Source organism: Actinophytocola gossypii, from assembly GCF_025165815.1.
In the GTDB taxonomy this organism is placed as follows: domain Bacteria; phylum Actinomycetota; class Actinomycetes; order Mycobacteriales; family Pseudonocardiaceae; genus Actinophytocola; species Actinophytocola gossypii.
The window spans coordinates 410,842-423,260 of sequence record NZ_JAFFZE010000012.1; the positions used below are offsets into that span (position 1 = coordinate 410,842).

General features: G+C 71.7%; 10 protein-coding genes. 5 read left to right on the top strand and 5 right to left on the bottom strand.

What is annotated here, in order from left to right:
- Position 1 precedes the first annotated feature (1 nt).
- Together JT362_RS15730 and JT362_RS15735 are read left to right on the top strand one after the other, a co-directional pair.
- A complete protein-coding gene (locus JT362_RS15730) occupies positions 2 to 1,486 on the top strand; it encodes an aldehyde dehydrogenase (RefSeq protein WP_260191946.1) in 1,485 nt (494 codons plus the stop codon).
- Complete coding sequence (locus tag JT362_RS15735) at positions 1,483 to 2,148, top strand: gamma-glutamyl-gamma-aminobutyrate hydrolase family protein (protein ID WP_260191947.1); 666 nt, start codon at positions 1,483 to 1,485, stop codon at positions 2,146 to 2,148. The genes JT362_RS15730 and JT362_RS15735 overlap by 4 nt, the downstream gene beginning before the upstream one ends.
- Here the strand turns inward: JT362_RS15735 and JT362_RS15740 are convergent.
- Positions 2,145 to 2,717, bottom strand: coding sequence for a MarR family winged helix-turn-helix transcriptional regulator (locus tag JT362_RS15740; RefSeq protein WP_260191948.1), 573 nt, complete (start codon positions 2,715 to 2,717; stop codon positions 2,145 to 2,147). The two genes, JT362_RS15735 and JT362_RS15740, sit on opposite strands and share 4 nt — an antisense overlap.
- A gap of 29 nt (positions 2,718 to 2,746) precedes the next feature.
- Positions 2,747 to 3,544 carry an acetoacetate decarboxylase family protein gene (locus JT362_RS15745; protein WP_260191949.1) on the bottom strand — a complete coding sequence of 266 codons (798 nt, stop codon included), beginning with the start codon at positions 3,542 to 3,544 and terminating at the stop codon, positions 2,747 to 2,749.
- 114 nt (positions 3,545 to 3,658) lie between these two features.
- On the opposite strand from JT362_RS15745, the gene JT362_RS15750 reads away from it, so the two are divergent.
- Genes JT362_RS15750 through JT362_RS15760 form a run of 3 tightly spaced genes read left to right on the top strand, consistent with a single transcriptional unit; the run spans position 3,659 to position 7,202 of the window.
- Positions 3,659 to 5,005 carry a glutamine synthetase family protein gene (locus JT362_RS15750; RefSeq protein ID WP_260191950.1) on the top strand — a complete coding sequence of 449 codons (1,347 nt, stop codon included), beginning with the start codon at positions 3,659 to 3,661 and terminating at the stop codon, positions 5,003 to 5,005.
- A gap of 11 nt (positions 5,006 to 5,016) precedes the next feature.
- The gene (locus JT362_RS15755; RefSeq protein ID WP_260191951.1) at positions 5,017 to 6,276 is read left to right on the top strand and encodes a cytochrome P450; all 1,260 of its coding nucleotides are present in this window, start codon (positions 5,017 to 5,019) and stop codon (positions 6,274 to 6,276) included.
- Positions 6,273 to 7,202, top strand: a complete 930-nt coding sequence (locus tag JT362_RS15760) for a TIGR03619 family F420-dependent LLM class oxidoreductase (RefSeq protein ID WP_260191952.1) — start codon at positions 6,273 to 6,275, stop codon at positions 7,200 to 7,202. The genes JT362_RS15755 and JT362_RS15760 overlap by 4 nt, the downstream gene beginning before the upstream one ends.
- 3 nt (positions 7,203 to 7,205) lie before the next feature.
- Here the strand turns inward: JT362_RS15760 and JT362_RS15765 are convergent, their stop codons facing one another.
- From JT362_RS15765 to JT362_RS15775, 3 genes are read right to left on the bottom strand one after another with little or no spacing between them, the layout of a single operon-like run.
- Entirely contained in the window at positions 7,206 to 8,663 is a 1,458-nt protein-coding gene (locus JT362_RS15765; protein ID WP_260191953.1) for an APC family permease, read from the bottom strand.
- A gap of 10 nt (positions 8,664 to 8,673) precedes the next feature.
- Positions 8,674 to 10,494, bottom strand: coding sequence for an amidohydrolase (locus JT362_RS15770; RefSeq protein ID WP_260191954.1), 1,821 nt, complete (start codon positions 10,492 to 10,494; stop codon positions 8,674 to 8,676).
- 12 nt (positions 10,495 to 10,506) lie between these two features.
- Entirely contained in the window at positions 10,507 to 12,327 is a 1,821-nt protein-coding gene (locus JT362_RS15775; protein WP_260191955.1) for an amidohydrolase, read from the bottom strand.
- Positions 12,328 to 12,419: the final 92 nt, after the last annotated feature.

Below are 12,419 nucleotides of genomic sequence, written 5' to 3' on the forward strand. Positions count from 1 at the left end.
GATGGTCGACGGCACGCACCAGGACTGGGTCCGACTGGCGACCACCCTTCGCCTGCCGGCCGGTCATGTCGTCGACGGCACCGACGAGCCCGGCGGGGGCGGCACGTTCACCGTCGTCTCGCCACGCGACGGCTCGGCGCTGGCCGAGGTCGCCGACGGTGGGCAGCAGGAGGTCGACCTCGCGGTGGCCGCCGCCCGCCGCGCGTTCGACGCGGGGCCGTGGCCGCGCTGGTCGCCCGCCGACCGGGGCCGGGCGCTGATCCGCCTCGCCGACCTGATCGAGCGGGACCGTGCCGTGCTGGCCGCGACGATCAGCCTGGAGACGGGCAAGCCGATAGCCGAGGCGTACGACATCGAGCTGCGCGCCGCGGCCGGCACGTTCCGCTGGTACGGCCAGCTCGCCGACAAACTGGCCGACGAGTCCCCGCACACCGGGCCCGACTCGCTGGCTCTCGTCACCAGGGAACCGGTGGGCGTGGTGGCCGCCGTGGTGCCGTGGAACTTCCCGCTCACCCTGGCGTCCTGGAAGGTCGCACCGGCGCTGGCCGCGGGGTGCACGGTCGTGCTCAAGCCGTCCGAGCTGTCCCCGCTGTCGGCGTTGCTGCTCGGCCGACTCGCCATCGAGGCGGAGCTGCCCCCGGGTGTGCTGAACGTCGTGGCGGGCGACGGACCGACCACCGGCCGGGCGCTCGGCCTGCACGCGGACGTCGACGTGCTGGCGTTCACCGGTTCGACCGCGGTCGGCCGGCAGTTTCTGCGCTACGCGGCGGACTCCAACCTCAAGCGTGTGTGGCTGGAGCTCGGTGGCAAGTCGCCCAACATCGTGCTGCCCGACGCGCCGGACCTCGACCGGGCGGCCGCGACCGCGGCCTGGGGGATCTTCTTCAACCAGGGCGAGATGTGCACGGCACCCTCGCGCCTCCTCGTGCACAGCTCGATCGCCGAGCGGGTGACCGACGCGGTCGTGGCCCGGGCCGAGGCCCTGCGCATCGGCGATCCGCTCGACCCGGCCACCGCGATGGGCGCGCTCGTCGGCGAAACCCATCTCGCGAAGGTGCTCGACCACGTCGAGACCGGTCGGGCCGAAGGCGCCCGGCTGCGGACCGGCGGGGAGCGGCACGGCACGACCGGGACCTACCTCCAGCCGACCGTGTTCGACCGGGTCGACCCCGGCATGCGGCTCGCCCGCGAGGAGATCTTCGGGCCGGTGCTGTCGGTGCTGACCTTCGACACCGTCGAGGAGGCCGTGCGCCTGGCGAACGGTACCGACTACGGCCTGGCGGCGGGTCTGTGGACCGCCGACCTGACCACGGCGCACCGGATCGCGCGGGCCATGCGGGCGGGAACCGTGTGGGTCAACTGCTACGAGGAGGGCGACCTGACGGTGCCCTTCGGCGGCGTCAAGCAGTCCGGCCACGGGCGGGACAAGTCGGTACACGCGCTGGACAAGTACACCGACCTCAAGACGACCTGGATCCAGTTGTGACGCGGCCGTTGGTAGCGATCCCCGCCCGGTTCTCCGCCAGCGCCTCCGCCCTGCGGTTCCGCGCCGAGGTCGCCGCCCGCGCTCTCGTCGAAGCGGTGTTCCTGGCCGGTGGTGAACCGTGGGTGCTGCACCCGGACACGACCGACGTGGACGACCGGCTGGCCCGCTGCGACGGCCTGCTGCTGCCCGGCGGCGGGGACCTCGCGCCGCACACGTACACCGCCGGGGACGTGCACGCGTCCGTCTACGACGTCGACGAGGAGCAGGACGCCTTCGACCTGGCCGCCGCCAGGTACGCCCTCGAGGCCGGGCTTCCCACCCTCGCGATCTGCCGCGGCCTGCACGTGGTGAACGTGGCGCTGGGCGGTAGCCTCCACCAGGACATGACGAGCCCGCACCAGCACGTCGTGCACCCGGTGGCGCTGCACCCCGACTCGGCGCTGGCCGCGATCAGGCGGGCGGACAAGGTCGAGGCGTCGTGCTTCCACCACCAGTGCGTCGACCGCCTCGCGGAGGGCCTGAGACCGGTGGCGTGGGCGGTCGACGGCACCGTCGAGGCAGTGGAACGCACGGCGCCCGGCTGGTTCGTCGCGGTCCAGTGGCACCCCGAGGACAACCCGGACCAGTGGCTGTTCGACGCGTTCGTCTCCGCCGCTCGCTAGTCCTTGCGCTTGCGGCCGCTGCGGCGCGGGGCCGGAGCCGCGCCCTCGAGGAGGTCCAGCCTGCGCTGCTCGCCGTTGTCCTCCAGCTGTGCGACGACCCGGCGCAGCAACCCGGCCAGCTGTTCGCACTCCGTGCTGCTGAGCCGGTCGGTCACGAACGCCTCCTCGGCGTTGAACGCGGGGAACAGCGTGCCCATCAGGTCCTCGCCCGCATCGGTCATCGCGAGCATCGCCATCCGGCCGTCGGACGGATGGGGGGTGCGGACCACGAGTCCGCGGGACTCGAGGGTGCGTGCGACACCGGTCAACGTGCCCTTGGAGATGCCGGCCTCCTCGGCGACGTGACGGGTCTCCATCTCACCGAAGATCCACACCACCCACAGCACAACGAAACCCGTCCAGGTCAGCTCGGCCTCACGCAGCACGGAGTTCTCCACGTGCTGGCGGATTCCGGCGGCCGCCCGGTAGATGTTGGCGACGGCCGCCATCGACTCGCGCCGCAGCGGCACGTCGCCGAGCTTGGCCTGGACGGCCTTCTCCGTCTCGGTGATGGAACGGTGACCGGTCACCGGACGAGCGTACCGTTCAGAACCGAACGTCAGTCCGCGGCCGACGTCCCGCGGTCCAGTACGGTCCCGCCGTTCCAGCACACCCCGACCTGCCGGTAGTAGGCCCCGATCAGCTCGCCCACCGGCAGATCGGCCAGTTCCTCGGTCGGCGCGTCGAACAGCCGCAGCTCCGCGTCCGCCGCCCACGGCGTGCCGCCCTCGAACGACGCCGCGCCCGAGGACACCAGTTCGTCGAGTGCCGGTCCCCTGCCCGGTTCGATCGACGGCAGCCAGCGGTGGTGGGCCATCGGGTGCGCGTTCACGAAGCCGTTGTCGTCCGCGGGCTCACGCAGGGTCACCACCGCCTCGGCGAGCCGGCGGTCCCCGGCCGCCAGCGTGGCCCCGAACCGCGCGCCCGCCTCGATCCGGGGCGCGGGTCCGTACGGGTGCGGCCGGGTGAGGTGGACCGACCCCAGCTTCTTCGGGTATCCCTGGTGGATCCCCCGCGCCACGGCGAAGTCCTTGTCCACCCAGATGTACACGCAGCGGGAGTACACCCGGCCCCGGTAGGAGCAGCGGACCACCGCGAAGCACTCCTTGTACTGCGACCGCACCGGATCCAGCAACTCCTCCCGGGACTCCGAGCACGACTGCCAGTCCGCCCAGATCAGCGCGACCGCGGCCGGGTCGGTGTCGGCGAGCCGCAACGGCTCGGGCAGCAGAGCCGCGACCCGGTCCGGATCGGTCCGGTACTCGATCGTCAGCAGGTCACCGGAGTAGTACCAGGGCGGCGGCGGGATGAGCGCCGACCTACCGGTGCCGGTCCTCGGCGGGAAGAATCCGCGCACGACGTCCTCCTGACTCGTTTGACCCCGTACGATATGCGGCCCGCTCCCCCTTGTCGAGGTCGCCGGCACACCATATTGTTTGTATCCAAACGAACCGACCGGACGGAGGGGCCCTTGAGTACGCCAGACCCCGAGGACGTGGTCGCCACCCTCGTCGAGCAGCGGATCGAACTGGTTCGGCTGTCCTATCCGGACCTCATCGGGGTGGACCGCGGTCGGGACATCCTCACCCACCACCTGCCGGCGGCCTGCGCGCACGGCCTGTCCTTCTGCCGCGCCGTCTACCACACCTCACCCCGCGGCGACGTCGTGGACGTGGCGGGTGGTCTCGACACCGGACTGCCGGACATCTGCGTGCGGCCCGACCTGGACACCCTCGTCCCGGTGCCGTGGGAGCCGGGCGTGGCGTGGTGCCTCGGCGAGCCGGTCGATCCGGCCACCGGCCTGCCATGCCCCGAGTCGCCGCGCGACCTCCTGCGGCGGGTCGTGGCCGACCTGGCCGCCGAGGGACTCGCCGCGGTGGTCGGGCCGGAGCTGGAGTACTTCCTGCTGGACCGCGACGAGACCGCACCCGCCGGGTGGCGGCGCTACGCCGATGTCACCGGCCAGGTGTACACGGTCGGCCGCAAGGGCGATCCGGCCGGACACCTGCCCGCGACCCTGCGCGCGCTGGACGCGCTCGGCATCGGCGCGATCAGCGGCAACCGGGAGTTCGACGGCGGCCAGTTCGAGATCAACCTCAGCCACTCGGCCGCGCTCGACGCCGCGGACCGCGCGTGGCGGTTCAAGACCGCGATCAAGGAGATCGCGCACGCCGAGGGGCGGCTGGCCACGTTCATGGCCAAGCCGTTCAACGACACCGGCGGCTCCGGCTTCCACGTCCACGTGTCCTGCGTGGACACCGAGGGGCACAACGCGTTCGCGGATCCCTCCGGCGCCCACGGACTGTCCGACACCGCACGGCACGCGATCGCGGGCCTGCTGGAACACGCCCCGGCGCTGGCGGCGCTGCTCAACCCGACCGTCAACTCCTACAAGCGGTTCGGCCCGGACACGCTGGCGCCGTGGCTGATCGACTGGGGCTTGGACAACCGCAGCGCGATGCTGCGCGTGCCACCCGAGCGCGGCGTCGGCACCCGCCTTGAGCTGAGGCTCGGCGACGCCTCCGCCAACCCGTACCTCGCCGTCGCCGGAGTCGTGGCGGCCGTGCTGCTCGGTATCCGCGCGAAGGCGGCACCGCCCGCGCCGCTGCAGGGTTACGGCTACGACCGCGCTCGCGCCGCCGTGCTGCCGATGACGCTGTCCGGCTCGCTGGACGCGCTGGCCGCCGACACCGCGCTGACCGAGGTGCTGGGCAAGGGTTTCGTCACCGCGTTCGTCAGCTACAAGCGCGACGAGCTCGAGCGGTTCCGCCGGCACGTCACCGACTGGGAGTTCGGTGAGTACGCGTACCACCTGTGAGGAGACTGGCCTTGAGCGACACCATGTCACTGTCCGAGGTGGATCTCACCGACAACGACCGCTTTCTCGACGGTGTGACGCCGTGGCGGATGTTCGACGCCCTCCGCCGGCACGATCCCGTGCACTGGCAGCCGGAGCCGGCGCCCAACAGCGGTTTCTGGGCGGTGACGAGGCACGCGGACATCGTTCGGGTGGACCGGGACCCGGACACGTTCACCTCGACCCGGTTCGTCAACCTGGAGGAGGTCGACGACGACCTCATGGAGATCCGCCGTTCCATGCTGGAGACCGACGGCCCCCGCCACCACACGCTGCGCCGGCTGCTGCAGCGGGACTTCTCGCACCGCGCGGTGGCCCAGTACGAGGTGTTCCTGCGCGGGCTGACGGCCCACACGCTCGACGCGGCGCTCGCCAAGGGCCGGTTCGACTTCGTCGCCGACATCGCCGCCGACTTCCCGATCAACGTGCTCGCCAGGATGCTCGACGTTCCCGACGGCGACACACGCAAGCTCATCGAGTGGGGCAACCGCATCATCGGCAACACCGACCCCGACTACGCCGACGTGTTGCTGCACAGCGAGGAGAGCGAGCGCTACCGGAACCTGCCGTTCCGCAGCCCGGCCGCGCTCGAGGTCTTCGCCTACGGCAGGGCGCTGGCCGCCGAACGCCGGGGCGGCACGGGCACGGACCTGGTCAGCAAGCTCGCCAACCAGCTCCCCGCCGACGGGACCCCGTTGTCGGACAACGACTTCGACAACTACTTCCTGCTGCTCGTGGTCGCCGGGAACGAGACCACCCGGCACGCCATCTCGCACTCGATGCTGGCGCTGCTACAGCACCCGGACCAACTCGCCCGCCTGCGGGAGGAGCCCGCCCTCATGCCCACCGCGGTGGAGGAGTTCCTGCGCTGGGCCTCGCCGGTCTACCACTTTCGCCGCACCGCGACCCGCGACGTCGAACTCGGCGGGACGCGGATCCGGGAAGGTGACAAGGTCGTGCTGTGGTTCGCCTCCGGCAACCGGGACGAGGACGTGTTCGACGATCCCTACACCTTCGACGTCGGCCGGCGGAACAACGACCACGTCACGTTCGGCAAGGGCAGCCCGCACTTCTGCCTCGGCAACACGCTCGCCCGCCTGGAGATCCGGGTCATCTTCGAGGAACTGCTGCCCAGGCTCGCCGACATCCGGCTGGCGGGCGAGGTGCGGCGGGTCCGGTCCAACTTCGTCAACGGCATCAAGGAGCTGCCGGTCGAGGTGACGCTCGCATGACACCTCGGATGTTGATCGTCCTGAGCGAGAACTGGACCATGACGTCCGGCCGGGACCTGCCCCGGCTGGTCCGCTGGGCACAGGAGGCCGAGGACGCCGGCTTCGACGCCGTCATGGTCAGCGAACACGTCGTGCTCGGCCCCGACGCCGCCGAGCACGGCGTCATGGCCAACCCCCGCGACTACGCGCTGCCCGGCAACCAGGACCCGGCCACGCCCTGGCCCAGCTCGCTGCCGCTGCTGTCGGCCATCGCGGCCGCGACCCGGCGCGTTCGACTGGTCGCCGGCGCGGTACTGGCGCCCCTGCGCCATCCCCTGCTACTGGCCAAGGAACTGGCCACCCTCGACCTGCTGAGCGAGGGCAGGCTCGTGGTGCTGCCGAGCGTGAGCTGGAGCCGGGACGAGTACGCCGCGCTCGGCGTGCCGTTCGGGAAGCGGGGGCGACTCCTCGACGAGCACCTCGAGGTGTGGCAGCAGGCGTGGGGGCCGTCTCCCGCCTCGTACGAGGGCGCCCACTACCGTTTCGCCGACGTGTACTGCGAACCCAAACCCCACCGGCCCGGCGGGCCGCCACTGTGGTTCGGCGGCGCGACCGTGCACGACCGCCTGCTGGCCCGGCTGGTCCGGTACGGCAAGGGCTTCAACCCGCTCGGCCGCCCGAGCCCGCAGGACCTTCGGCGGCTCACGGACGGCCTGACCGCGGCCGGTCGGAGCATCGACGAGCTGGAGCTGGTCGGCGGCACCCGAGCGGTCTTCCCCGACGACCACTCCCCCGCCGACCTCGGCCGTGCCCTGGACACCATCCCCGCCCAGCAGGCCGAGGGCTTCACCACCTTCTGCGTCAAGCCGTCCCAGTTCACCGACGACCCCGACGCCGTCGGCGCCTTCTGCGCCGACGTGATGCGCCGGGTGTCGGTGTTCGGCTGAGGCTCAGCTGAGCTCCGCGGTCAGGTCCTTCGTCGCGGTGGGGCTGAGCCGGCCACGGACCGCGCCGTAGGCGAGGAAACCCAGCACGAACGCCACCGGCACGGTGAGCATCAGGACCACCGCCGTGACGCCGGTGCCGCCGGCCAGGGTGTCGAAGTTGGCCAGCACCAGGACCAACGCGGCGACCATCGTGACCACCGAGAGCAGCGGCGCCACCCGGGTGTGCCAGGCTCGGCCGTCCTGTTCGGGGTTGGCGCGGAAGTACCAGAACGCCGCCACCGAGCTCAGCGCGTAGAGGCCGAGGATGCCGATCACGCCGACACCGGACCCCCAGAAGAACAGCGTGGCGACCGGGTCCGCCCCGGCCAGCATGAACGGCGCCATGAGCACAACGATCGACACGGTCTGCGTCATCGACGCCACGTAGGGCGCCTTCGTCCTCGGGTGCACCGCGGACAGTCGCCGTGGGAGCACCCCGTCGCGGCCCACCGTGAACAGGTAGCGGGATATGCCGTTGTGGAAGGCGAGTGTCGCGGCGAACATCGACGTGATCACGAAGGCGCTCATCGCGTGTGGCGCCCACGCGCCGAGGTAGGTGCCGCCCGCGCCGAAGACGAAGGCCGCCGGGTCACCGGACTCCACCGCGGCGCCGGCCGAGGCCACCGCACCCGACGGGCCGTACCCGACGATCAGGGTCCAGGACATGAACAGGAAGAACCCGGTGATGAGCAGGACCGACAGGTAGGTCGCCCGCGCCACCGTCCGCTTCGGACTGCGGGCCTCCTCCCCGTAGATCGCACTGGACTCGAAGCCGAACATCGACGCGAAGCCGAACACCAGCGCCACCCCCGGCGCACCGCTCAGCGCACCCTCGAGCGAGAACACCTGGGAGACCCCGAGGCCCTCGCCGGCGCCGCCCCGCACCAGGATCACCAGGCCGAGCACCAGCATGATGCCCCACTCCAGCGCCATCAGGACCCCCAGCACCCGCGCGCCGAGCTCGATCCGCAGGTAGCCGAACACCTGCACCAGCACGACCAGCCCGAGCGTCACCGCCCACCAGGGCAGCCGCAGCCCGGTCCACGACTCGAGCGCGGCACCGCCGACGACGCCGAAGAAGCCGTAGACGGCCGCCTGGATCGCGGTGTACGACCAGACCGCCACGCCAGCCGCGCCCAGGCCGGTGCGCAGGCCGAGCCCGCGACCGACGTAGGCGTAGAGCGCGCCTGCGTTGGTGACCCGCCGCGACATCGCGACGAAGCCGACGCAGAACACCAGCAACACCAGTCCGACGGCGACATAACCCAGTGACACGCCGAGCCCGTTGCCGACGACCATCGCGCTCGGGACCGCACCGGTAAGGCCGACCAGCGGACTGGCCGCCGCGAGGACGAGGAACACGATGCCGGCCGCGGAGATCGCATCCCGCTTGAGCCCACCAGCGGGCTGATCAGTGACCATGGAAAGTCCTTCAGTGTCGATGAGTCATCTCGGCCAGCCGGCAGCAGCACGTGCCGTTCTGGAGGTGGGCCAGCCCGCGCTCGGGACTGACGGCGACGGGCCGGGCGGTCGGGGCACCTTCGTGAACCACCCGCCCGCCCACCACGGTCGCCGTGACGGGCAGGTCGACCAGTTCGTGCGGGTCGACGGCCAGCACGTCGCCGCCGACGACGCAGACGTCCGCGACCATGCCCTCGGCGAGCGTGCCCTTCCAGGCGGTCGCGTGGTCCTGCCACGCGGGCGTCCGGGTGTAGGTCGCGAGCGCCTCGGGCAGCGTGATGCGCTCGGCCTCGCCGGCGACGCCGCCGAACATGCCCTCGCGCAGCACGGCGGACATCACCCCCTGCAACCAACTCGGCGAGGTCACCGGCGCGTCCGAGGAACTGGACACCCGCACACCCAGGTCGAGCGCGCTGCGGTACGGCCACTGGTAGTCCGTGCGCTCCGGTCCGAGCACCGGGTCGAGCGTGCGGCCGAGCAGGTACTTGATGGTCGCGTTCATGTTCACGCCGATGTCGTGCCGCGCCATCGTCCGCAGCGTCGTCCGCGGAGTGAGGTCGCCGTGGATCACGTAGTGGCGCGGATCCCCACGACGCCCGGCCTTGAGGTACCCCGCGACGACCGCGTCGATCGTCGCGTCGCCGGTGGCGTGCGTGCCGACCTGCATGCCGGCGCGCGCGGCGATGCGGATCAGCTCGTGCAGGTTGGCGACCTGCTCGGCGACGGTCGCGCCGTCGATGACCAGGCTGCCGTTGGTGCCGTCCAGGTACGGCTCGGAAAGCCACGCCGTCTTCGCCGCGGTCGGGATGCCGTCGGCGAACAACTTGACCCCGGCGACCCGCAGCACCCGCGGGTCGACACCCCGCGGCGGGCGGTACGCGGCCAGGACGTCGCGCAGTTGCTGTGGTGCGGTGCCGCCGCGCAACAGGGCGTTGACGCGCACGCCGAGCGCGCCGGCGCGTGCCTTCTCCGCGTAGATCGCCAGCGTGTCCAGGTCGATACCGGGCTCGGTGATGCTCGTGATGCCCTGCTCGAGCAGCATCCCGATGCCGGTGTCGATGCTCTGCGCCACCTCCTCCCGGGTGAACGGCGGCACCAGCGCGCGGACCAGGCCGGCGGCGGTCTCGCGCAGCACACCGGTGGGCTCCCCCGCGGCGTCCTTCTCGATCACACCGCCGGTGGGCGGCACGGTGTCCCTGGTGATGCCGGCCAGCCGCAGCGCGACGGAGTTGACGGCCACCGCGTGGCCCGAGAAGTCGGTGAGGATGACCGGGTGGTCGCCGGTGACCGGGTCGAGGTCGGTGCGCCGCGGCGGGCGCGGCAGCCGGTTGTCGTTCCAGCCCGTGCCGCGGATCCAGCTGTCCGGCGAGGGCGCCTCCCCGACCGCCGTGCGCACCACGGCCACCAGGTCCTCGATCGTCGCCGTGTCCACGTCGTAGGAGAACGGCGGCAGGTTCAGTCCGAGGGCGTTGAGGTGGACGTGGGAGTCGTTGATACCGGGCAGCACCGTCCCGCCACCGGCGTCGAGCACCCGCGTGCGTTTGCCGATGAGCCGGCACACCTCGCGGTCCCGGCCGACGGCGACCACCCGGCCGCCTCGCACCGCGAGCGCCTCCGCCACGCGGAACCGACGGTCGAGGACCAGGACCCGGCCGCCGCGGACGACCAGGTCCGCACCGAAGCCGCCTCGGCTCGCCTGCGCGGACGTTCCGGTCAGTGAACTCGCGGCCGCGGCACCCGCGACGGCGGCCGTTCCCCGCAGCAGCGTCCGACGGCCCACTTCATGACTCATGTCGACTCTCCTTCAGCAGTGCGCGCACATGTGCTCCGGCCGGGCGCCCGCCGCCACGGTCGCCGCCGGTGCGGCGTCCGAAGCGTCGTAGGCGACCGTGCCGCCGACCACGGTCCAGGCGACCGGGACGGCCGAGATGTCGTGCGGATCCATCGCGAGCCGGCCCCGGTCGTCGAGGAGACGGTGGTCCAGAACGCAGACGTCCGCCGCCATCCCGGGCCGCAGCGTGCCCTTCCAGTTCTCCGCGTTGTCCTGCCAGGCCGCGGCGGTCGTGTAGGTCCGCAGCGCGTCGCGTAGTCCGATCCGTTCGTCCGGACCGGACACCGCGCCGGAACCGCCTTCCCGCAGCAGCGCGGTTTCCAAGCCCTGCCGCCAGTCCGGGGACACGTTCGGCGCGTCCGACGCGCTCGTCACCGTCACACCCGCACGCAGCGCCGACCGGTACGGCGTCTGGTAGGCGGCCCGCTCGGCACCGACCACCGCGGGTTGGGAGTCGGCGATCAGGTGCTTGATGTTCGGGTTGAGGCTCACCCCGCACCCGTTCCAGGCCAGCAGGCGCAGGGTCTCCGGCCACGCGAAGTCACCGTGGATGACGTAGTGCCTGCTACGGTGCCTGTCGTGCCGGGTTCGGCATCGCGCGTACGCGGCGGCCACGGCGTCGATCGCGGCGTCGCCCGTGGCGTGCGTGCCCACCTGCAGCCCTGCCTGGTGAACCAACCGGATCATGGCGGTCAGCTCGGCGGCCCTCTCCTCGTCGGTGTCCCCGGCCGTCACCAGGCTCCCCCTGCCGCCACCGATGTACGGTTCGCGCATCCACGCCGTCCGACTGGCTATGGGCACCCCGTCGGCCCGGAGCTTCACCCCGGTCATGGCGAACCAGCGCGGATCGGTCCTCACTGGCGGCGCCGCCAGGATCTCCCGCACCTGGTCGACCGATACCGGGTACGTGTCGTCCGCCCGGTTCGCCAGCGCGGTGACCCGGACCCGCAGCGACCCGTTCCCGGCCTTGTCCGCGTAGAGCCGTCGCGCGGTCTCACCGAGGCCGGGCTCGGTGTAGCTGGTGATTCCCAGGCTCAGCAGCACGTCGATGGTCTTCTCGATCGCGTCCGCCTGTTCCTCCTCAGTGAACGGCGGAATGTGAGCGTTCACCAAGCCCATGGCCGTCTCCAGGAGAAGCCCGGTCGGCTCGCCGGCGGGGTCCTTCACGATGACCCCGCCCGGGGGCGCGGGCGTCGTGGCTGTCACCCCGGCGATCTCCAGGGCCTTGCTGTTGACCCACAACTGGTGGTTCGACCAGTCCAACAACGCCACCGGATGGTTGGGCGCGACAGCATCCAGGTCCGCTCGCGTCGGTGGCCTGCCCTCCGCGAACTTCGCGTCGTCCCAACCTTTCCCGCGAACCCACGCTCCCGGTTCGGCCTGCGCCACGGCCTCGCCGACGACCGCCGCGACATCCACGATGGACGCGAGATCCACGTTCACGTTGTACGGCGGAAGCGACAGCCCGGTACGCAATCCGTGCAGGTGTGAGTCGTTGATTCCCGGTAGGACGGTGCGGCCCCGCAGGTTGATCACTTCCGTCCGCCGACCGATGAACCGGCGCACCGAGCGGTCGTCGCCGACGTGGACCACCCGGCCGTTCCGCATGGCCACGGCCTCCGCGACGGTGAACCGCCGGTCCATGACCAGCACCTGCCCGCCGTGCAGCACCAGCTCGGCCGCGCCGTTGGCCGCACCCGCCCGCCCCGGCAACGCTCCCGCCACCACCGACCCGGCGGCAACGGCCGCCACACCCCGCAACACCCCCCGGCGCCCGATGTGCAAGTCATCCATCTGCCCGCTCCTCACGATCACGAACTCGGAGGTGTGCACCGACTCCGATGTCGGTGCCCGAAATAATGTTCGGACCCAAACGACATGTCAAG